The following is a 21569-nucleotide window of genomic DNA, read 5'->3' on the forward strand; positions in this document are numbered from 1 at the left end:
ACAATACGTCACCCATAATTAATCAAAACACTCTATATCAAATATTTACTGCGATACCACGAAGCGGACCGACTGCGTAGTTTCGGCGGTGGCTACCGTGGCCATGTACAGGCCGGGCTTCAGGCCGGCGGGCAGGGCGATGATTTGCGGGCCGACGGCCAGCTTCCGGCCCGTGGCTACCGTGGCCACGAGGCGGCCGGTGGCATCCAGCACGCGCACCGTGGCGGTGGTGGCCGTGGCTACCGTGAAGGACAGCTTGGCGGCCCCGGCCACGGGGTTGGGGTACACGCCCAGCTCCAGCGACTTATCGGCGGCGGCTTTGGCGGCCAGGGTCTGGCCGGCCAGGTTGTAGCAGGTAATCTGGGGGTTGAAGTTGGTCCAGCCGGCGGTCCAGTCGGCGTTGGGGGTGCCGGCCGGGGCCAAGGCCCCACGGTAGGTCACGGGCGTGAAGAAGCTACCCGCCAGCTTGGCATCGGTGAAGGAAGCGCCGGTGGCCAGGGGCGTGGTAGCCAGGGGCACGAAGCCGGGAGTCGTGAGGGCGAAGTTGCTGGCATTCAGGTTCAGCGAAGCCACCGTGGAGGTGGTGTCGTTGGTGGCGCCCAGAAACTGCTTCACGTTGTAGGTGCTGCCGTTTACGCGGGTGGCTACCGCCCCCCGGGCAAAGCCGGCAAACACGTTATTTTTCAGCACTAGAGCGTGCCGTTGGTGGCGTTCACCGCCAAGTTGGTAGCCGAGAAGGGCGCGGTGCCCTCGTCCAGCAGCAGGCCCACGGGGTAGCCGGCCACCACCGAGTTGAACACGCTCAGGGCCGAGTTGCGGCGCAGGTGCATGCCGCGCTTGTAGTTGGTATTGAGCGTGCCGCTGGTGGGCACAATAAAGTTGCTCATGTTGGAGAAGATGGCCGAGGTCTGGGGCAGGTTGTTCGAGCCCTGGGCGTCGTTGTCGCTCTCGAAGCCGTTCGAGCCGGAGGCATCGGCCACGTTGGGGTCGCGCAGGGCTACGCCAAACTGCACCTTGCCGTGGAAGCCGTTGTCGGTATCCCACTCGTCATCAATGCCCCGGAAGGCGATGAGGTACTTGGCATTCACCGAGCCGCCAAACCACTCAAAAGAGTCATCGCCGGAGTACGAAACCTGGATGTGGTCGATGGTGGTGCCCGCCCCTACCCCACCCAGGGTCAGGCCGTTGATTTCGTTATCGGTGATGAAGGCCACACCGGGAAATTCGATGCGGACGTACTGCAGCGTGCCGGAGTTGTCGTTGTCGTCGGTGCCCCCGAAGAAGGTATCGGGCGTGAGGCCGCCCTCAATTTTGGACAGCGGCTGGGCGGCCGTGGCGGGAATGTTCTGGGTGGCGCGGCCCAGCAGAATCAGTCCGCCCCAGTCGCCCCGGGCCCGCGAGCCGGCCGGCTGGTTCGAGGTGAACACGATGGGCTGCGCGGCCGTGCCCCGGGCATCAATGCGGGCGCCCTGTTTGATGGTGAGCGTGCCCTTCGAAGCCTGGTCGCCCTTGATGATGGTGCCCGACTGAATGGTGAGCGTAGCGCCGCTTTCCACAAACACAAAGCCTTGCAGCAGGTAAATATTGTTGTTGGTCCAGGTGGTGTTGGCCGTGATTACTCTACCCTACTATTTTTCTAGTGAATTGATATCGAGTAATTTGCCAGCAAAACCAGCGCAATACTGTTTCCACCATTCGGGCGAGCTTCTCAGCCGCCCCGGTACCGGGGCGGCTGAGCTGGCGCAGGATATTTAAGCCGTGTCGGCTAAGGCTCATGGCTCGGTAGCCGTGGTTTTTGCGGCCGATGGGCTGGCTTTTCCGGTCGGCTACCGTGCCCACGCCCAGGCAAAAGGCGTACGCCAGACTGACCAGGGCCACGAGCTTGCGCAACTTCAGGTGGCAGCGCAAGTGACTGGCCTCCAGGTTGAAGCCCCGACCTTTGAGGTTCTGAAAGCACTGCTCGATGGTCCAGCGCTTGGCGTAGAGCTGCCCCATGTACGGCAGGCCCACGTTGCCAAAAAGAAAGAGGAAATCCCCGTCCGTCAAGGCCTTGACCCAGACCTGTCCCCAGACCCCGTCGACCTGGCACTGGGCGAAGCGCCGGGTCTGTCCGACGGCCAGGCCCAGGTCCGTAATGGCTTGCCGGCGGCCACTCGGGTGAGTGAGCAGGTGGTGCCGGGGTAGACGCATAACAAAAGGCAGTCCGTTGTCCTTGAGCCATTTGAACCAGGCATGGCCCACGAATTCGCGGTCGCCCAGCACCAGGCCAATCCGGTCTTTGCCCAGCACCTGGACGCAGACCCGGAGCAGGGCGATGCGGTCAGCCGCGTTGGAATTGCCGCTGCGGTTGTCGAGCAGTTCCCAGTAGAGGGGCACGTGAAACGCGCCCTGACCCACGGTCACGAGCAGGATATTGACCTGGCACTGGCCGAAATCCCACTCCGTGCGGTCCAGGCACAGGCGCAGCTTGCCCTGGGCCGGCAGCAGGCCCAGCACTAACTGCGCCAGCACCAGATAGTTCAGGTCCGTTTCGCGGAAAAAATCCTGAATCCGGGTTTCGTTCGAGGCCAACTTGACGGCATCGTTCAAGTGCTGGGCCACCTCGCAGAATTGGACGTTGCGGCTTTTTATCAGCGCGATAATGAACTGGCTCACAAACTTTTGGCGAGCCAGGTTGCGCACCACCGGCAGGTGTTGTAAAACGGTCGTAATTTTGGCGATGAGGCGTTGCTTCATGGGGCGGAACGAGTTGAGCGTGTAGGAACCTCAAAGGTCGGGCCGCCCCGTTTTTTTGCCTTGCCTGACTTTTAGTAGGGTAGAGTAGGCCGTGATGCTGCCCGATACCACGATGGGCGTAGGAGCGACGGGGCAGGTGGTTTGGGCCTGGGCCTGCGGGGTGGCGGCGGCTATCGCGGCAAGGGCCACGAGGGCCGAGAGTACAAGCTTTTTCATAGGGTATCGGGGTGAAATGGCGATGGATGAAGGAATGATGATTACCGGTAAAAAGGTCTGTTCAGCAGCCCATCAGACAGCTCAGCCCGGGGTTACCATTGGGTTAGAGGGGTATTATCTTATCGTGTTGCCCCGGCCCGACCAGCCCGCAAAAAAAGCCCGCCGCACAGGACGCACGGCGGGCTTTTTTGCGGTAACATCGGGGCTCAGCTGAACGCTGTAGGGGCGGGGCTTGCCCCCGCCCGGACGCTGGCACCGCCATTACGATTCCGTTCACCGACGGGCGGGGGCAAGCCCCGCCCCTACGCCGAAATTCCTCTGGCTTAAAACTTATACGTGAGGCCGGCCGTGGAATACTGCCCCCGACGGAAGCGCCCAAACGCGCCCCGGTCGGCACTGCTAATGCCACCGCTGCGGTCCGAGTCGTAGTACTGGCGGGTGTACTGGTTGAGCAAATCCTGGATGCCCACGCGCACGTCGAGGTGGGGGCCGAAGCCCTTGGTCACGGCCAGGTCGATGACGTGGCGCGGCAGCTCGAAAAGCGAAAAGTTCTGCTTGTTGCTGCTGGCAAACAGGATGCGCGGCCCAATCACGTTGTACTGCGCCGACACCTGCCAGCGCCGGTCATCATCCTGATAGAAAATGCCGGTGTTCACCACGTAGGGCGACTGGCCCTGCAGCGGGCGGTTGTTGTCCACGGAGGTGTCGTCGCCGCTGGCCAGCGACACGCGGCTCTTGATGAAGGAGGCATTCAGCACAAAGGAAATGTGCTGTAGAAAGGGGTTTTCGGTCAGCTCAACCAGGCCTTTGCGGGCCTCTACTTCCACGCCTACATCATAGGCGCTAGCGGCATTAAGGAAGCCCAGGTCCAGGGTCGAGCCGTTGGTGCTATTGGTTACCTGCTCGATGGCACCGGTGAAATGCTTGTAGAACACGCCCACCGACAGCAGCTCCGACTTCGACGGGTAAAACTCATAGCGCAGGTCGGCGTTGTAGATTTTGGCCGTGCGCAGCTTGTTGTTACCCTTGATATTCGCGTTGTTGGTAAAATCGTAGTACGAGTAGTTGGCGATTTCGCGGAACTCCGGGCGGTTCACCGTTTGGCTGGCAGCCAGGCGTAGCAGACTACGGTCGTTGAAGTTGTAGGTGGCGTTCAGCGAAGGAAGGAAGGAAGAAGTAGCGCTTCTCCTCGTAAGCCGGCGTGGCGGAATCGCCCGTGCGCAGAAACTTACGGTTGTACTCCAGCCGCACGCCGCCCGAAATGCTGAACCGGTCCGAAATTGGAGCCACGGCGCTCAGGTAGCCGGCCACCAGTGTGTTATCGGTGCGATAGCTGTCGAAGTTGGTGGTGCCTTCCTTCAGCACGAAGCCGGTTTTGGGGTCGAGGTTCCGGGGCGCGAAAATCTTGTCAATGGACAGCGTATCCAGGTCGTAGTTGTGGAATTCCTCGTTGCCGGGAACGTAGGAGAAGAAGCGGCTGGCGTAGTTGCGCTCCTTGTATTCGGTGTAGAAGCCGGCCCGCAGCTTGTACTGGTTAGCGCGGGTCGAGTCGCGGCCCGTGAGGCGCTGCTCCCACTGCCCGCTGGCCATGTAGGTGTTCTCCTTCAGCTTGGAAAAGTACGTGGAGTTGTCCTGCTGCGAGCCCACCTGGCTGATTTCCACCCGAAACGGCATCTGAGGCTCGCCGGGATTCGGCACATCGCGGCCGGTGCGGAAGCGGCGGTAGTCGGGCTCATCGCGAAACACATAGTTGTAGCCCGTGGCCCAGGTTACGGTCGAGTTGCGGGCGGCGCCCACATCGTGGGTGCCGCCCAGCTGCCCCGAGTAAATGGTGCGGCTCTGGTAGTGTAGGGCATAGTTGTCGCGCTCGCGGCCGTTACCGCTCTGCACGTAGTCGAGGCCCGTGCGGCGCACCACTTCGTCGGTGCCGTACTGGTTCAGGAAGTTGCGGAAGTCGATGCGGCTATGGTCGTTCAGGCGGGCCTGCCAGTTGTGAATCACGCCCAGGCGGCTGGCCGTCAGGGAGCGCAAGTCGTTGTAATTGTAGCTGTAGGAGCCGCTGCCGGTTTCCAGCCGCTGGCGCAGCACGTCGTACTGCTCGTGCGTATTCGAATAAGATGCCGAAGTCACGTTGCTCAGGTACACCTTCCCGATTTCAAACTTGCGCGTGAGACCCAATGAGGCGCGCAAATCGGGCAGAGCCGTGCTTAGCGCGGGTTTCCACTCATTGTGCAGGTCGCCAATGGCCTGCTGCAGCTGGTCGCGGCTCAGCTCGGCCTTGCTATTGTAGGGCTGGTCGCCAATGGCGGCTGGCACCTTGCGCAGGCCGTTATCGAAGCCCAGCCAGTCGGTGCTGCTGCGCGAGCTCTGCTGGTAGCCGCTGCCGAAAGTGGTACCCGAGCGGCCCCAGCCCGAAATGCTGAAGTTGGTCGTGTTCTCCAGCACCGAGTTTTTGGTGTACACCTTCACCACGCCGCCGCCAAACTCGCCCGGCAGCTCCGACGCGCCCGATTTGAAAATCAGAATCCGGTCAATTACTGACGAGGGCAGGATATCGAACGAGAACGAGCGGGTATCCACCTCGGCACTCGGCGTGAGGGCATCGTTTAGCAGCACCGTGTTGTACCGCTCGGCCAGGCCGCGAATCACGATGAAGTTGTTGTTCTGAATGGTCACCCCCGGAATGCGCTTCACCACTTCGGCCGCGTCGCGGTCCAGGGTCTTCACAATCTGGTCGTTGCTCATGCCGCTCACCACCACCTCGCTTTTTTTCAGGTCCTGAATCAGGGCCACTTCGGTGCCGGTCTGCTTCACACCGGTCACGGTCACCTCAGTCAGGCTGGTGGCACTTTCCTCCATCAGGCCGTTCAAGGCAGTGGTTTGGCCGCTTTTGATGACGATGCCCGGAAAGGTGAGCGGCTTGTAGCCCACGTAAGTCATCGTAATGTTATAGGTGCCCGCGTCGAGGGGCAGCGTGTAGGTGCCGTCCACGTTCACGGGGGCGGCCAGCGTGGTGCCCGTCACCAGCACCGTGGCCCCGATTACACCCTCACTGGTCTTCTTATCGGTCACTTTACCCGCCAGTGTACCCGGCTGGGCCAGAGCTAAGCCACTCACAAACAACCACAAAAATCAAAGTAGATAATACCGCATACACTTCATGCTGGTTTGATGAAGTAAAATTACCGGGGCCTTATTACGGCATAGTAGCCCACACATTACCCTATTGTTATGCGCTGATTTCAGGGCTGCACGGGCCGCCGGGGGCTACTACTTTTGCGGTCTTTTTCGCCTTTTGGCAGCCCGCCGGGGCACGCGGCCAGCCGCCCGCCGCGAATGCCGTTCCTTTGCAGTCTCAACCACCGGCCCCGGCCGGTAGTCCTGCTTCCTGCTCACCGCTATTCTCTTTCGGATGCTCCTCTCCATGACCGGCTACGGCCAGGCCCACCACGAAACCGACGCCTACACCGCCACCCTCGAAGTCAAGTCGCTCAACTCCAAAACCCTCGACCTGACCCTACGCCTACCCCGCTTCCTGCTCCCGCACGAGCTCGAAATCCGCAACACCGTGGCCAAAGCGGTACTACGCGGCAAAGTCAACCTCACCCTCGATTTTGTGCGGCCCGCCGCCACCCGCGCCGCCGCCACCCTCAACCGCGAAGCCCTGCTCGCCGCCTACCACGAGCTGCAGGCCGTAGCCCAAAGCCTGGGCCTGCCCACCGGCGAAGCCACCCTGCTGGCCGCCCTGCGCCTGCCGGGCGTCATCCCCACCGCCAACGAGGCGCGCGATGCCGAGCCAGCCGCCGAAGACGTGACCTGGGCCGAGCTCCAGCCGCTGCTCATGCAGGCGCTGGCCGCCATGCAGCAGTTCCGGCAGGACGAGGGCCACACCCTCACCACCGAGATAATGGGCTACATTGCCACCATCCGGCAGCAGCTGGCCGCCGTGGAGCAGCACGACCCCGCCCGCATCGAGCATGTGCGCCAACGCCTGGCCGGCCACCTCGCCGAACTCACCAGCCACGAGCAGTTCAACGCCACCCGCTTCGAGCAGGAGGTGCTGTACTACATTGAGAAGCTGGACATTGCCGAAGAGAAAGTGCGCCTCGCCGCCCACCTCGCCTACTTCGAGCAGGCCGTGCTGCAGCCCGACGAGGCCGTGGGCAAAAAGCTCGGTTTCCTGGCCCAGGAGATTGGCCGCGAAATCAATACCATCGGCTCCAAGGCCAACGATGCCACCGTGCAGCACCTGGTGGTGGGCATGAAGGAGGAGCTGGAAAAAATCAAAGAGCAGCTGAATAATATTCTCTAGCCAGTCCCCTTTTTTTAACCGGTCACATTGGCCTCTATGGCTCTTCCGTTCGCCCAGCAAAAGGCTCAGTTGAACGAAAATCGATAAGGCAAATTAGATTTTACCAACTAATTTCAAAATCTGACAATGGCCCTTTTACTATATGGCCAGAAAATTATGCAGTACTTGCATCTGGGCCATCATGCCTTCAACGGCGCGATTAATAGGCATTTATTAGTGATTTCAAACCTGGCCCAGTCCGCATTTGAAAAAAAAATCGCAATATTTGTGCCTTCAAAGTTGGATATCTGATTATTGTATCTAGCTTGGGTTACAAATAGGCCGTTAGTTACCAACCCCTTATCCCCCATTAGTATGAAATCTACATTTTTACTCTGTATTCTGGGGCTTTTCTTAACAGCTGCGCGCCCCGCATCCGAGATTGAGCTCGTTAAGAAGCGGGTGCTCAGCGAGCGGGTTGAAATCCTCATTCCCAAGGGCTTCGAGGTAATGACCGAGCAGCAGATGGACTTTGCCTATGCCAAAGCCCAGAGTCGCCCGAGCGTTATCTTCACCAACAACAACCTCATCAGCCTCGCCTTCAACTACAGCGACAACGATGCCGACCAGGACATGGTGGACATCTACTCCGCTTCGTTCGGCAAGACTTACCATAAGCAGTACAAGGACGCCACCTGGTTTGGCGACGGTGTGAAGAACATCAACAACCGCAAGGTGGGCTACCTCGAATTCATGAAGCCCGAGATGGGTCACGAAGTCTACACGCTGGTTTTCTTCACCGACGTGGAGGGCAAGCTGATGATTTGCACCTTCAACTGTGCCGACCGTCAGAAGCCCGAGTGGGAGCCCATTGCCAAGCAAATCATGCTCTCGCTGAAAGCCAAAGGTTAATATCCCCGCAAATCAGTATCGTGGTCGGTGGTTGAACGCAAGTTCGGCCACCGACTATTTTTTTGCCGCTGGGGCCGCGCCTGCTTCGTTCAAAAAGTCGCGCACCAGCCCGAAGGCCCCGGCAAATCCGGCCAGCGACAGGGCTTCGGGCCGGTCATTTACGTCGTGGTAGGCGGCGCTGCCGCCGCGCGTGTACATGAAAAAGGCTGGCACGCCGGCTTCGGAAAACGGGAAGTGGTCGGAGTTGGCGGCGCGGCCGCGGGCCCCCAGGGCGGGCAGGTAGTGATGGGCATTATTAAGGGCCAGAAGGCGGTGGTATGGGGCCTCAAACAGTTTCCCATTCACGACGGTAGCGCCCTGCTCGCCGGTGCCCAGCAGGTCGAGGTTGAACAGAAACTTGATGCTTTTGAGCGGCACCAGCGGGTGCGTCACGAAGTAGCTGGAGCCCACCAGCCCGGCTTCCTCGCCCCCAAACAGCAGGAACACGACGGAATAAGCCGGGCGGTTTTCGGGGCGGGCGTAGTGGGCGGCCAGCTCCAGGAGCAGGGCCACGCCGCTGGCGTTATCGTTGGCCCCCGGGAAGTACACGTCCTTGCCCATCATGCCGAGGTGGTCGTAGTGGGCCGAAACGACGAGGAAGGAATCGGGCCGAATGGAGCCGCGCACCACGGCGGCCAGGTTCTGGGTCTGGTAATTGCGCTGGAGCTGGGCGTCGACGCGCACGGTACTCCACACGGTACGGCCCTGGGGCGCGCCGGTGGCAGTATCGCCAAAAATAGCCTTATCGAGCCACAGCGGCATCTTTTCGGCCAGCACTTCTACCCGGGGCTGGGCAGCTTGCTCAGCGGCCAGCGAGGCGGTGAGCTTGGGCACCACCGTAATCCAGGCGGCGGCGGCGTTCAGGCGCTGGCGCAGCGCAGCGGGCAGCGTGGCCAACTGGCTGGCATCGGCGGCGCGCATCAGCAGGATGCGGCTGCGCCACTCCGTGCGCAGGTAGCGGGCCTGCACCGTGGGCCTGGTGAAGACGAGGGTATCGAGAAGCACGAGGCGGCCCTTGGCGGTGCCGGTGCCCGAATTGGGCGCGGCAATGCAGGCCGTGCCAGCTTGCCAATTCGTCAGCTTGCCGGTGGGGCCATCGGCTTTGATGGAAGCGCTGACTACGCCGGGAAACGTGTTTACGTCCAGGATAAAAGGCTGCGTGTAGTTGGGGGCCAACGGCGTTAACTTCAACTGAGCCAGCTGCCCGCGCAGGTAGGCGGCGGCCAGATGCTCGCCCTGCTTCACATAGCCCCGGCCGTAAAGGTTAGGCGCGGCCAGCGCCTTGATGGTGCGGCGGGCCCGGGCGCGCAGCAGGTAGGCATTCTGCGCCCGCGCTGGCATTGGCACGGCGCTAAGCGTGGCAGCGGCGGCCAGCACCAGCCACAGCCCGCTGGCCAGGGGCCGGGCGCGGCCGCCATCCTGCCGGGCCGACCAGACGGCGGCCATGCCCACGGCCAGGGCCGCGCCAATACCGTCGCTCAGTAGGTCCGACCATTCGCCGTGGCGGCCCAGGCGCATGGTCATTTGCAGCACTTCGATGAGGGCTCCGAACAGGATGCTGCCGACCAGCACTACCCCGCCGGCGTGGCGGGCCAGCCGGGGCCAGCGGCGCTGCCGGTGCAGCGAAAACCAGCTCAGACCTGCCAAAACGGCGAACACGCCCGCATGGGCGGCTGTGTCGAACGACAGCAGCTCCCACACGGGCGTGCGCGGCATTTCAGCAGAAGGGGTAAGCGTAAGTACCAGCACCACAGTGGCCCATGCCAACGGCAAGGCAGCGTAGGGGCGGCGGGAACGGGGTAGCGGGGAGGTTAGCTTGGGTTGGTCGAAATCAGACATCACAACGCACAAGCCAAAGCCGTGCTACTTTTTTAGGCTCCCACCAGCTCGCCGTAGGTTTCGGCGCTGAGCAGCTCGGCCAACTCTTCGGGCTTGGCGATGGAGATTTTCACCATCCAGCCGTCGCCGTAAGGGTCGGAGTTCACGGTTTCGGGGGCGTCGCCCAGCTTGTCGTTTACTTCCAGCACGGTGCCGGTGATGGGGCTGAACAGGTCGGAAACCGTTTTTACGGCCTCTACGGTGCCGAATACTTCGTGCTGGGCTACGTCTTTGTCGAGGGTGTCGATGTCGACATAAACGATGTCGCCCAACTCTTTCTGCGCGTGGTCGGTGATGCCCACGTAGGCAACGTCGCCTTCAACGCGAATCCATTCGTGGTCCTTGGTGTAGTGCAGGGTGGCGGGCAGGTTCATTTTTAAGGAGTTAAGAGTGATGAGTTAGGAGTTAAGAGTTGGCGGGAGTGAGCAACCAACGGCGGCGATTCCTCAAAAGTAGAACCGGCAACCGTAGCCAGAGCTTTTTGCCTGCCATAATTTACCAAACCTCAACTCTTAACGCCTAATTTATCACTCTTAACTTCTACTGCGTCAGGCTATAGCGCAGCTGAACACCGCCTTCGGAGTTGGAGTTGCGGAAGGCGTTGCTGATGCGTGGCGTGGTGATGGTCTGGCTGTAGTAGAACTGCAGGTTGAGACGGGTATTGAGCAAGTAGTCGACGGTGGGGCGCAGCTGGAAGGTCTTCGAGCCATTGGTAATCTGGCCCTGGGCGCGACCCACGAAGCCTTGGGGGTTGGTGGGGTTGGGGTCGGCCGAGTCGATGATGCTGCGCTGGATGGTGATGTTGTCGCGGATGCTCAGGTCGAGGCGGGCGGTGAGGTTGTTTCTCAGCACGCGCTGCTCGCCGCCCACTTTGAAGGGTAGCTTGAGGCTGTTGGTGGCGTAGCCGAAGCCAATCACAAACTCCTTGGTCGAGAGCTCGGTGACCTGGGCATTGGTAATGTTCAGGGCCACGGTGCGGTTGGTGCGGTACTCGATTCGACCGGTTACCTTGCTCACCGTCTGGAAGTTGACGCCGATGAGCGGAGCCAGCGTTTCCACAATGCTAACCTGGCCCACCACGTAGTAGGGCTGGTACTGATTGCTGGCATTCGGCTTGAAGGGAGTAGTCGGCGGGAGGCCCGGCGAGCCGAAGGTGGGCTCAGCGGAGTAGATGTTGTTGGTGGTGTAGCTACCGATGCTGTAGATAGACGAGTACGCGTGGTTCAGGGTGAACGAGCTGAAATACTGCTTGATAAGCGGCAGCTGGGCGAAGCCGTTGTAGTCGACGCGCCAGTTGGGCAGCGGTATCACGGCGAAGGGGCTGAACTCCTTGGCCTTGTAGCCGTCCGACGAGCGGCCGTGGTAGGCGTCGATGAAGCTCTGCACCAGCACATCCTGCGAGTTGTAGCCGTAGGTGGCGTTGGGGCTTTGGTTGGCCAAGGCCAGCTTGTTGCGCACGAAAAGGCGGTTATCCACAAAACGCTGGAAGGCCTTCGACGTTTCGCCATTGGCGCTGAGGTCGCCAAACAGGGTGTTAATGGTAATGGTCGAGGTCTGGAACGAGCCCGAGCCCAGGGTCTGGGGCACGATGGGCAGGTAATTATCGAACTGGTCCTTCAGTGGCAGCAGGGTCTGCTCGTTGATGGTGTGCCGGTAGTAGGCATCAAGGTTCTTGACTTTCTGCTGGCGCGCATCCACCTGAATGTTGAAGTCGCGGAACGGCTCCAGCGCCGTGCGCAGCGTGAACGACTGCGTGAGCAGCGAACTCAGGGGCGTGTTCAGAAACTCGCTCCGGTCGGTGTACCAGCCGTTAATGCTGGCGCGGTCGTAGAGGGTTTGCAGGCCGGGCTGCTGCCCTAATATGAACGGCACGCCGGGCGCGGTGAAAGTTTCATCGAGGCCAAAGGCCTTGGTTTTGGGCAGGTAGCCGGGCAGCAGCGTGCCATTGGAACGGCTGAAGGTGAAGTTGATGGAGCGGGCCGTCATCAGCGAGCGCAACACGGCTTTCACGAAGCGCAGCTTTTCGCGGGTGGTATCGGCGGCCGGCGCGGCCCGGGTGGCCGCGTTGGCCTCGCCGAAGGCGGACCGCTGAGCCGCCGGCCGGCCCTGGGGCGGCGGCGCGTTGTTGATGATGTTCAGGAATTTGACCTTGTTGTAGAGCTTCACCAGGTCGATTTTACCGTTGGCGCTGATTTCGGCGTTGTTCTGAATCGTGTTGCCGACGTTGATTCGATAGGTCGACGTGTCGGTGGCGCTGGTGGGGTTGTTGAGAGCGCGCTGGCCTTGCACGGCAGCCTGCCAGCCGTAGGTAGCGGCGTAGCGGGTATCGGCGCTCAGCCAGTCGGTGAGGGGAAATTTATCGAGCGGCAGCCGGTAGGTGAGCGCGACCAGCTGGTTGAAATTGACGGTGCGGCCGCCGCGCAGCAGGTTTTGCTGCAGCTGGCTGCGGTTGCGAATGGCCTCGTCACTCACCCCGATGGTGCGGCCGGCTCCTTCGTCAACCACGCCCCGGTTGGTGGCGGTGTAGTCGAATATCAGGCTTTTGGTGAGGTCCCACTTCAGGTCGTAGATGCGGCTGATAAAGAAGGATTTTTGAATAACGGGCGCAATACCGGCCGTAGTGGGTACTTCGCCGGGGTTTAGCACGCGCTGCAGGAACCGCTCGTTGTAGCGCCGGTCGAGGTCGGTGCGGAACGAGAAGCGCGAGGGCAGCGGGGTGAAGTTAATTTGCTGGAAAATCTTCAGGTACGGGTTGTCCAGCGCCTTGAAATTGGCCAGCGGCATGTAGTTCTTGGGCGTGGTCTGGTACACGTAGGCCACGGCGGCGGTGTAGGCCTTGGTGTAGTCGCGGTCGGTGCGAATGTCGGAGTGCAGGCGGTCGGTAATCGAGTAGCTCAGGGCCACGTTTTCGATGTCCCAGGGTTTGGGCTTGGCGGGCAGGGCCCCGGGCTTGGGCAGGGCGCGCTCCTTGCGCACGTTCAGCACCGAGATACTGCGGCTGGTGGTCTGGTCGATGACCTTGTTGCGGTACTCAGCCTGGGCCGACGTATTGATGCTACCGTCGGTGTTCTTGAACTTCTGCAGACTTTGCTCCAGCTTGGTATCGGGGTCGAGGGGGTCGTAGAGGGGCGAGCGGCTTTCGCGGCCAATCTGGAGCAGCACCGGCAGGCGCAGGTTCAGCTGCGGGGGCAGGAATTTCTCTACCGCCACGGTCGTGTTCAGGTCACCACGAAATACGTCGTCCACGGAGCGCTGCTGCACTTTGTCCTGCAAGCCGCCGAAGCCCACGCTGGTGAAGCTGCCCGTGGCCGTCACGTTGGCCACGTCGGCCAGCTTCACGTTGAGGCGGGCGGTGGCGGCATAGCCGGCCTGCTGCTCGAAGTCAAACACCCGGAACTCATCGGCCCACAGGTTCACGGTTTTCTCCGCGATGCTGGGGTCGGTGGGGTTCAGAATACCCAGCATCACGCCCTGCACCGCCGAGAAGTCGGGGTTGCCCAGTACGGTAATGGTTGCGCCGTTGGCCAGCGTTACCGTGAAGGGAATCTGGAGGTTAGGATTAACCTGTTGGTTACGTTTGGCCTTGGCATCGATGAAATCCTGAAACGACACATCAATGCGGTTTTCCACGGGCCACACGCCGGCGGGGCTCTGGTCGCCCACGGCGGTCAGCTTCAGCGGCAGCGAGTACTGGTAGTAGTTCTGGCTGTAGTCGGTGCCGATGCGCAGGAAGGCCTGCACGTCGCCGCTGAGCGTGGTGGGGTCGTCGCTGTCGCCGTGCAGGAACATGCGCAGGCGCTTGTAGCGCAGCATGTTGATGGCAATGTTCTTGTAGGCTGCCTTGGCGAAGCCGTCGCGCAGGTTCACCACGGCCAGGCGTAGGCTCTGCTCGTTTTGCAGGCGCGAGGTGCTGCTGCTGCCGTACTCCTTATCGCGCAGGATGCCGGGCGGCGACACGTAGGGGATTTTATTGCCCTTGGCCACGGCAATGCCGTTTTCTTCAATACTTACCGTCGAGATATTGAAAGCGTCGGCATCGGTGAGGCTGCCGCCCGGAGAAATGCCGCCCTGGCGCGCATCCACGATGGGGTACAGGAAGCGGCGCCACTGGTTGGCCACAAACTGCGGCTGCACCAGGCGCAGCACCACGGGGTCCTGCCAGTTGGTCATGTACATGCGCAGGAAGCGGATGGACTTAAAGCCGAAATCCTTGCCGCCATTGCCCTGCACCTTGTAGCCCTCCCGCACCGGAATCCGAAACAGGTACCAGTTCACGTCCTCGCCGTTGACGTTGTTCTTCACGTTGTCAATGATGTAGTTCGAGCCCACGTTCAGGCTGCCGGGCCGCAGCGACATCTTGTATTCGTAGTAGCGCTCCACGTCCTGCACCACGTTGTCGCGGTTCAGGTCCTCCTTATCGGGAAAGGCGGTGGAGCTGAGCTGGCTGTTCTCGGGCGAATTGCCGTCGTAGCCGTCGTAGTTCTTGTAGCGGCCCAGGATTTTAGTGTTGTTCTGGTCGTAGCTCGGGTCGAGGTGGTGGCGAAAGTCGTCGCCCGACGGGTCGGGCAGGGTGCCGTACACCGGGGCCACGGTGCCCAGCGCCAGCGGGTAGTTGCTGAAATAATTCCGCTCGTTGTCGTCGCTCAGGCCGTCGAGGCCCACGTCCTGGGCCGTGCGGGCGCCGGGCGCAGCGTTGAAGGCATCGGTCAGAAACTGCTGGCGCGTGACGCGGCCCCACACCGTATTGTTGGTGTTGTCCTGCACGGCCTGCGGGTCATTGGTCACGGGCAGGCCGTTCTCGAACTCGTGCTGGTTGCCGTCCTTCAGCACATCCTCGCTCACATTACCCAGGTTGATGACGAAGTCGCCACCGGTCACGTTGGCCTTGTCGTTACCATCCTGGTCGGTGATGTTCACGCGGCTGGCCGGGGCATTGGGGTTGGTGCTCTTCAGGAAGGGGTCCATCATCCAGAACTCCAGGTACTCGATGTTGGCGTTATCAAAATCGGTATCGAAGGTGATGGCCCGGCTGATGCCGGCAAACTTGTCTTCGGGCCGCTCGCCGTTGTTGAACGCCTTGCCGTCGGTGCCCACGTTCGGGTTGTAGTTGTAGGGGCCACGCTCGCCGGGGAAGTAGGCCAGGTCGAAGCTATACTCGAAGCCGTTGCCGGTCGAGCCCAGGTCCTTGTTCGGAAACACCTCGTCGCGCTTGATGCCCCGGGTGTAATGGTTCAGCAGGTCGCCGGCCCCAATGTTGCCCGGCACAATGCTGCCGCCGGTATAGTAGCTCTGGTCCACGGTGTACCAGGCCAGCTTGGCGCGCTGGTAGTTGTAGGCCAGCCCGCCCACCGAGCTGTTCTTAATGGGCAGCGGCGTAGAGGCCAGCCGCCAGGCCGGAATAGAAGCCAGCCCGCCCAGCGTATAAGGCGTGCGGGCATTCTCGAAGTCGTCGATGTACGACACGCCGTTTTCGCCGTTGCCCAGCTGCGAGCGGCCCGGCAGCAGCTTGGCAAACTCGCCGCTGAAGGCAATGGTCGAAATCTCCTTCGTCGACACAAAGGGCAGCATGTCGAGGTACTTGGTGAGCACCCGGCTGTCTTTCCGGATGCTGCCATCCAACCCGATGATGGTGTTGTTGCCCGGCTCGTCGCCGATGTTCACGCGGTTGATGCCGGGGGCCTGGTTTTCCAGCAAGTGCAGGGCCGTGCCGCCGATGGTCACGTCCTTGTTCAGGCGGTAGTCGAGGCGCACGCCCAGCAGCTTGCGCGGCTGCACCTGCACCAGGGCATTTTTCTCAAACTCCACCCGCAGTTCATTGGCCGAGTTCAGGTAGGCCGGGTTCAGGATTTTCACCTTGGCCTGGTCGTAGAACACCTGGTAGTCGGTGCCCTCCGTGAGCAGCGTCGAGCCCGAGCGCACCCGCACCGAGCCCTGCGCAATGCCAATGCCGGGCAGGTTAATCTCGTCCGAAGCCGCCCCGCCCTGGAAGCGCCCGCGCAAGAAAAACTTGTCCTTTTCCTGGCGCTGCTGGGCGTCGCTCTGGGTCTGGTTGTACAGTTCGCTGTAAACGTACTTGTCAATCAGGGCCTGCTCGCCCGTAAACCGGCTTTGCAGGAAGGAGCCGAACGGCTGCACGTTCGGGAAGATAATCTTGCCCAGCTCGGGGTCAATGGTAATGCCCGGGAAATAGTCAAAGTTGCCGTCCGGAATCTTGTCGTTGTTGGAGTTAACGTGGTCCAGGTTCAGTACTTCAATCAGCGGCCGGTTGGCTACCTGGGCTCCTTCCTTCAGCGAAATCAGGTCCACGCCCGTCGCGTCGTCCTTGTAGATGATTTGCAGCTGGAAGTTGTCGCGCTGCAGCTGCGAGGCGTTCAGGGGATAGATGTTTTTCATCATCAAATCCCAGGTCGGCGTATTCAGCGTGAGCAGGTTGAGGTTGTTCGGGTTCCGGGTGGGGTCGGCAATGCCCACGCCGGGGTTGCTGGCCTTCAGCATCTTGAGGAAGATGACCTGGTCGGGCATCACGTTGTTGTAGTCGCCCGACAGCTCCCCCACCTTGTAGGTTTTGCCGTTGTAGATGTACTCGAAGCTCACGCCCAGCACCTGGTCGGGCAGCAGGGCGGTGTTCAGGCTCAGGTAGCCCAGCTGGGCGTTGAAGGTGTATTCGCGGGCATCGAGCTTGCGGGCCCGCACGCGCTCAAAGTCCACGTTCTTGGTCAGTCCCTGATTTACCTGCAAGAAGTTGTCGACCTGAATGTTATCACGGGTAGCGCCCGGCCCGGTTAGCGTGCCATACTCGCTGTTGGCGGGGTTGTTGGCCGGGGCCTGAATGCTGGGGGTGCCGATGTGGTACTTATCGTACTGGTATAGCCGAAATGGCTCGCCCAGGTCCATCAGCGTCACCACGTTGCGCAGGTTTTCGGTGGTGCGGTTGTCGTTGGTCACGTACACCTCCAGCCGGTTGATGGTAATCTGGCTCTGGATGGTGGGCAGGCTGCGCAGGGCCACATCATAGCGGTCGCGGAAGAACTGGGCCAGGAAAAAGTGCCGGTCCTTCTCGTACTGGCTGGCCTTGATTTCGTACTGCCGGCTCTGCGCGCCGTTCTGAATGCGGACCTCGTCGGCGGTGCCGCGCACGGTGGCGGCCACAGCCGTCACGCCCAGCTTGCCAAACTGCAGTTGGGTCTTGATGCCGAACAGGTTTTGCCCGCCCTGCACCAGCGAGTTGGTGAGCGGCAGGCTCACGTTGCCCAAATCCACCTTGCGGATGATGTCCGTTTCCTCACCCGCGTAGTCGAACTTCATCTGGTTGTCGAAGTCGAACGCGGCCTTGGTGTCGTAGTTGAACACCAGCTTGAGCTTGGTGCCAATGGCCCCCGACAGGTTGACGTTGATGTTCTGCTCAAACAAAAAATCGCCCACGCTCTGCTGGCGCAAAGTCAGGGCCGGGTTTTCGTTGCGGTTGAAGCGCGCCCCAAACTTGAGTGTGACCGAGCCCGCCGGCCGGATGTCGACGTAATTGCCCCCGAAAATGCGGTTGGCAATCGGCCCGAGGTAAATCTTCGGAATCAGGCGCTGCGCCTGGGCCGAGCCGGCGGCGGCGGCCGGCCCCGTAATGCCGCCCTTGGCCTTTTGCCGGTAGTAGTCGCTAATGGCCTGCCGCCGCTGAAATTCCGTGTACTGCTTGTAGCTCAGCACGCTGGGGTCGCGGTAGTCCACCTCCTTGCCCACTTTTTCCTGCACCTCAAACTGCGTCAGGCTGTCGTCGACGGCCACATTAAGCTTCACGGTTTTGGGCAGGGGCAGAATCAGCGGCGACTCGCGGCGGTGCGGCCCGAACGGGCTGCCCGGGCGGTCGTGCACCCGCACCCGGGGCCGGCGGCTCGGCTTATAGGGCCCCGTGGTATCCACCACCGCCCCGGCAGGCCGGGGAGTATCGGCAGCCAGGACCCGGTTGGCGCGCAGCCACAGGCTGGTCGCGCGCGGGCCGGCAATGGGGGCAGCCTGAGCCCACCACGCCAGCAACGACGCAACCATAACAACCGACGCGGGGAGTAATTTCTGTCCGGATTTCAAGCAGGATAGGTGGATGTAGCTATTGGAGCTGTTAGCCCCTAGCTGTTAGCTGGTAGCCGGTTAGAATCGGCGATAGTCGGTAATCCTTCGGAAACGAATCGAAATTGAGTCAGCCCATAGTCGCCCCAATAGCGAGGTAAGAGCTAGCAGCTAAAAGCTATGCGCTAACAGCTAAAAACCATCCTGACTCAGTGCGACTTCAAAGCAAATTTAATCAATTCCTCCACGCTTAGCTCCCCACCGTGTTTGTGCTGAATCTGGTCCAGCTGTTTCTCGGCAGCGGCCCGCGCAAAGCCCAGGGTTACCAGGGCCTGCAACGCTTCGGCACGGCGCGTATTGTGTTGGCGGGCCAGCGGCACGGTGTCCACGCCGGCTTTGGCCAGCAGCTCGTCTTTGCGCAGCTTGTCTTTTAGCTCCAGAATCACGCGCTGGGCCGTTTTCGGCCCCACGCCCTTGATGCTCTGGATGGCCCGTACATTTTCGCTCACAATGGCTTCGCGGATTTCGCCCACGCTCATGCTGCTCACCATCACGATGCCCGTGCCCGGCCCGATGCCCGACACCGAAATCAGGAGCATGAACAGCACCTTTTCGCTGGGGTCGAGGAAGCCATAGAGCGTCTGCCCGTCTTCCTTGATGTGCTGGTAGGTGTATATTTTGGTGGCCGCGCCCTCAGCCGGCAGCTTGGAGTAGGTGGCCAGCGAAATCCGAACTTCGTAGCCCACGCCGAGAATGTCGACAATGGCAAGGGTGGCGTCTTTGTAAGCGAGTTTACCGTCGAGGTAGGCAATCATAAGCCGGCGAAAGGAAGAGAAGAGAGAGACACAAGTGTTGCTATGGCAACACCAGTTTCCGGTTTTTATCTCCCAAATTTACTGGCTTTTCAGCCAAAAATTTTGGGTCAAATGAAGAAGATGTGAGCATCCAAATCGAGAGCCCATAAAACGGTCATGCCGAGCGCAGCCGAGGCATCTCGCGTGCAGTACTAAATCCAGCGATTGAGTTACTACCACACGCGAGATGCCTCGGCTGCGCTCAGCATGACGTTCGAGCTGGATTTGGCTGCGGCTTTTACAGCGCTTTGCTACCCGTCTGGGCATCCACTACCGCAATGGCGGCCATGTTCACGATGTCGCGCACGCTGGCCCCGAGCTGCATAATGTGCACCGGCTTGCGCATGCCCATCAGCACCGGTCCGATTACCTCCGTACCACTGATTTCCTGCAACACCTTGTAGGCAATGTTGCCCGACTCTACGTTGGGAAAAATCAGGGTATTAGCGCCTTTTTCGGCCAGCGGCGAGAAGCCGTAATGCTCCTGCAGCAGGGCGGGGCTCAGGGCCACGTTGGCCTGCATCTCGCCGTCGATGAGCAGGTCGGGGAAGCGCTGCTTGGCCAGCTCGGTAGCACGGCGAGTCTTTTCGGGCAGCGGCCCGGCGTTCGAGCCGAAGTTGGAATAGCTGATAACCGCCACGCGCGGCACCGCGTCGAAGAAGCGCACGGCGCGGGCCGTGAGGCCAATAATCTCGACCATTTCCTCGGCCGTGGGGTTGATGTTTACCGTGGTATCGGCAAAGAAATACGGGCCTTTCTTGTGCTGAATGATGTACATCGACGACACGCGCTTCACGCCTTGCTCGGTCCCAATGACTTGCAACGAGGGAATAATGCTCTTGCCGTAGTCCTTGGTGAGGCCGGTGATGCAGGCGTCAGCCTCGCCGGTTTCCACCATCATGGCGGCGTAGTAGTTGCGCTCGCGCATCAGGCGGCGGCCTTCGTAGAGCGTCATGCCCCGGCGCTGGCGCTTCTGGTACAGAATGCTCGCATACTCGTCGCGCTTGACGTCCTGCTTCAGAATGTTGATGATTTCACACCCTTCGAGGTCGAGGCTGCTTTCGCGGGCAATGGCTTCGATTTTTTCCTGCGGCCCCAGAAGAATGGGTTTGCAGATGCCCTCATCGAGCAGAATCTGCGCGGCTTTCAGGATTTTGTAGTTGTCGGCTTCGGCAAATACCACGCGCTTGGGGTTGGCACGGGCCGCCGAGGTGATGCGGTTCATCAGCTTCTGGTTCACGCCGAGGCGGGCGCGGAGCTGGTCCTCATACGCCAGCCAGTTCTCGATGGGCAGGCGGGCTACGCCGCTTTCCATGGCGGCTTTGGCCACGGCCGGGCTGATACTGGTAATCAGGCGCGGGTCGAGGGGCTTGGGAATAAGGTAATTACGGCCAAAGGCCAGCGTATTGTCGCCGTAGGCTTTGTTCACGATTTCGGGCACGGGCTCCTTGCTCAGCTCGGCTAGGGCGCGCACGGCGGCCAGCTTCATGGCCTCGTTGATTTCGGTAGCGCGCACGTCGAGCGCGCCCCGGAAAATGTAGGGAAAGCCCAGCACGTTGTTCACCTGGTTGGGGTGGTCGGAGCGGCCAGTAGCCATCACGAGGTCGTCGCGGGTGGCCATGGCCAGCTGGTAGCTCACCTCGGGGTCGGGGTTGGCCAGGGCAAATACGATGGGATTGTCGGCCATCAGCAGCAACAGGCCGGCCGGCAGCACGTTGGCCGCCGAAAGGCCGAGGAATACGTCGGCCCCGGTCATGGCTTCCTCCAGCGTGGTCACGGCGCGGCTGGTGGCAAACTGCATCTGAATGGGGTCCAGATTAGTGCGCTGGGCGTTGATGACGCCGTCCTTGTCGAATACCACCACGTTGTCTTTGTTCAGGCCCAGCGCCAGATATAGGCGCAGGCACGACACGGCCGCCGCCCCTGCCCCGCTCACCACGAGCTTCACTTCGTCGATTTTCTTGCCCACGATTTCGAGCGCGTTCAGCAGCGCGGCCGAGGTAATGATGGCCGTGCCGTGCTGGTCGTCGTGCATCAGCGGGATGTTCATCTTCTCCCGCAATTCGGTTTCAATACGGAAGCATTCCGGCGCCTTAATATCCTCCAGGTTGATGCCGCCAAACGTGGGCTCCAGCGACTTCACGATGCGAATAAACTCGTCGGGGTCGGTGGCATCAATCTCAATATCAAAGCAGTCGATGCCCGCAAACTTCTTGAACAACACGCCTTTGCCTTCCATCACCGGCTTGCTGGCCGCCGGGCCAATGTTGCCTAGGCCCAGCACCGCCGTGCCGTTCGAAATCACGGCCACCAGGTTGCCCTTGGCGGTGTATTTGTACACGTCGTCGGGGTTTTCGGCAATGGCTTTGCAGGGCTCGGCCACGCCGGGCGAGTAGGCCAGGGCCAGGTCGAGCTGGGTGCTCATGGGTTTGGTGGGCACCACTTCGAGCTTGCCGGCGGGCTCCTGCGAGTGGTAATTGAGGGCGTCTTGCTTGTTTATTTTCAGCATCGGGAATTCTTCAAACATGAAAACGGCCACGCGGGCAGCGCGGCCGTCTAAGGCGAAATTAGCGCGAAAAGCGCGGCAA

General features: G+C 60.9%; 13 protein-coding genes. 2 read left to right on the forward strand and 11 right to left on the reverse strand.

Annotated elements, in window-relative coordinates; translation table 11 throughout:
- Positions 1 to 45: 45 nt before the first annotated feature.
- From KQ661_RS22465 to KQ661_RS02165, 6 genes are all read right to left on the reverse strand, one after another.
- The gene (locus KQ661_RS22465; protein WP_317196058.1) at positions 46 to 690 is read right to left on the reverse strand and encodes a T9SS type A sorting domain-containing protein; all 645 of its coding nucleotides are present in this window, start codon (positions 688 to 690) and stop codon (positions 46 to 48) included.
- Positions 690 to 1562, reverse strand: coding sequence for a hypothetical protein (locus KQ661_RS21865; protein ID WP_235726909.1), 873 nt, complete (start codon positions 1560 to 1562; stop codon positions 690 to 692). The genes KQ661_RS22465 and KQ661_RS21865 overlap by 1 nt, the downstream gene beginning before the upstream one ends.
- A gap of 58 nt (positions 1563 to 1620) precedes the next feature.
- Complete coding sequence (locus tag KQ661_RS02150; protein WP_216685403.1) at positions 1621 to 2736, reverse strand: IS4 family transposase; 1116 nt, start codon at positions 2734 to 2736, stop codon at positions 1621 to 1623.
- Positions 2737 to 2766: 30 nt separating this feature from the next.
- Positions 2767 to 2952 carry a hypothetical protein gene (locus tag KQ661_RS02155; protein ID WP_216685539.1) on the reverse strand — a complete coding sequence of 62 codons (186 nt, stop codon included), beginning with the start codon at positions 2950 to 2952 and terminating at the stop codon, positions 2767 to 2769.
- A 323-nt stretch (positions 2953 to 3275) separates the two neighbouring features.
- Positions 3276 to 4163 (reverse strand): TonB-dependent receptor domain-containing protein, encoded by an 888-nt coding sequence (locus KQ661_RS02160; protein ID WP_216727922.1) that lies wholly within the window; start codon positions 4161 to 4163, stop codon positions 3276 to 3278.
- Positions 4078 to 6069 (reverse strand): TonB-dependent receptor, encoded by a 1992-nt coding sequence (locus tag KQ661_RS02165; protein WP_216685540.1) that lies wholly within the window; start codon positions 6067 to 6069, stop codon positions 4078 to 4080. The genes KQ661_RS02160 and KQ661_RS02165 overlap by 86 nt, the downstream gene beginning before the upstream one ends.
- A gap of 295 nt (positions 6070 to 6364) precedes the next feature.
- Here KQ661_RS02165 and KQ661_RS02170 point away from each other — a divergent pair, with 295 nt between their 5' ends.
- A complete protein-coding gene (locus KQ661_RS02170; protein WP_216679138.1) occupies positions 6365 to 7264 on the forward strand; it encodes a YicC/YloC family endoribonuclease in 900 nt (299 codons plus the stop codon).
- Between the two features lie 354 nt (positions 7265 to 7618).
- Positions 7619 to 8155, forward strand: a complete 537-nt coding sequence (locus tag KQ661_RS02175; RefSeq protein WP_216679139.1) for a hypothetical protein — start codon at positions 7619 to 7621, stop codon at positions 8153 to 8155.
- A 54-nt stretch (positions 8156 to 8209) separates the two neighbouring features.
- Here the strand turns inward: KQ661_RS02175 and KQ661_RS02180 are convergent, their stop codons facing one another.
- The 5 genes from KQ661_RS02180 to KQ661_RS02200 form a co-directional block, all read right to left on the reverse strand.
- Positions 8210 to 10033, reverse strand: a complete 1824-nt coding sequence (locus KQ661_RS02180; protein WP_216685541.1) for a VanZ family protein — start codon at positions 10031 to 10033, stop codon at positions 8210 to 8212.
- Positions 10034 to 10065: 32 nt separating this feature from the next.
- On the reverse strand, positions 10066 to 10446 hold the full coding sequence (gcvH, locus tag KQ661_RS02185) for a glycine cleavage system protein GcvH (RefSeq protein ID WP_168671491.1): 381 nt from the start codon (positions 10444 to 10446) through the stop codon (positions 10066 to 10068).
- Positions 10447 to 10612: 166 nt separating this feature from the next.
- The gene (gene sov, locus KQ661_RS02190) at positions 10613 to 18109 is read right to left on the reverse strand and encodes a T9SS outer membrane translocon Sov/SprA (protein ID WP_216679141.1); all 7497 of its coding nucleotides are present in this window, start codon (positions 18107 to 18109) and stop codon (positions 10613 to 10615) included.
- A gap of 227 nt (positions 18110 to 18336) precedes the next feature.
- Positions 18337 to 18942, reverse strand: a complete 606-nt coding sequence (gene ruvA, locus KQ661_RS02195) for a Holliday junction branch migration protein RuvA (protein ID WP_216679142.1) — start codon at positions 18940 to 18942, stop codon at positions 18337 to 18339.
- A 277-nt stretch (positions 18943 to 19219) separates the two neighbouring features.
- The gene (locus KQ661_RS02200; protein WP_216690787.1) at positions 19220 to 21490 is read right to left on the reverse strand and encodes an NADP-dependent malic enzyme; all 2271 of its coding nucleotides are present in this window, start codon (positions 21488 to 21490) and stop codon (positions 19220 to 19222) included.
- Positions 21491 to 21569 lie beyond the last annotated feature (79 nt).

Origin of the sequence: Hymenobacter siberiensis (genome assembly GCF_018967845.1) — a bacterium.
Lineage (GTDB): Bacteria > Bacteroidota > Bacteroidia > Cytophagales > Hymenobacteraceae > Hymenobacter > Hymenobacter siberiensis.

What these genes read in the sequence shown, in the direction of transcription:
- KQ661_RS02150 (WP_216685403.1), bottom strand. Translation starts at nt 2,736, where the DNA reads ATGAAGCAACGCCTCATCGCCAAAATTACGACCGTTTTACAACACCTG.
- KQ661_RS02155 (WP_216685539.1), bottom strand. Translation starts at nt 2,952, where the DNA reads ATGAAAAAGCTTGTACTCTCGGCCCTCGTGGCCCTTGCCGCGATAGCC.
- KQ661_RS02170 (WP_216679138.1), top strand. Translation starts at nt 6,365, where the DNA reads ATGCTCCTCTCCATGACCGGCTACGGCCAGGCCCACCACGAAACCGAC.
- KQ661_RS02175 (WP_216679139.1), top strand. Translation starts at nt 7,619, where the DNA reads ATGAAATCTACATTTTTACTCTGTATTCTGGGGCTTTTCTTAACAGCT.
- KQ661_RS02180 (WP_216685541.1), bottom strand. Translation starts at nt 10,033, where the DNA reads ATGTCTGATTTCGACCAACCCAAGCTAACCTCCCCGCTACCCCGTTCC.
- gcvH (WP_168671491.1), bottom strand. Translation starts at nt 10,446, where the DNA reads ATGAACCTGCCCGCCACCCTGCACTACACCAAGGACCACGAATGGATT.
- sov (WP_216679141.1), bottom strand. Translation starts at nt 18,109, where the DNA reads ATGGTTGCGTCGTTGCTGGCGTGGTGGGCTCAGGCTGCCCCCATTGCC.
- ruvA (WP_216679142.1), bottom strand. Translation starts at nt 18,942, where the DNA reads ATGATTGCCTACCTCGACGGTAAACTCGCTTACAAAGACGCCACCCTT.
- KQ661_RS02200 (WP_216690787.1), bottom strand. Translation starts at nt 21,490, where the DNA reads ATGCTGAAAATAAACAAGCAAGACGCCCTCAATTACCACTCGCAGGAG.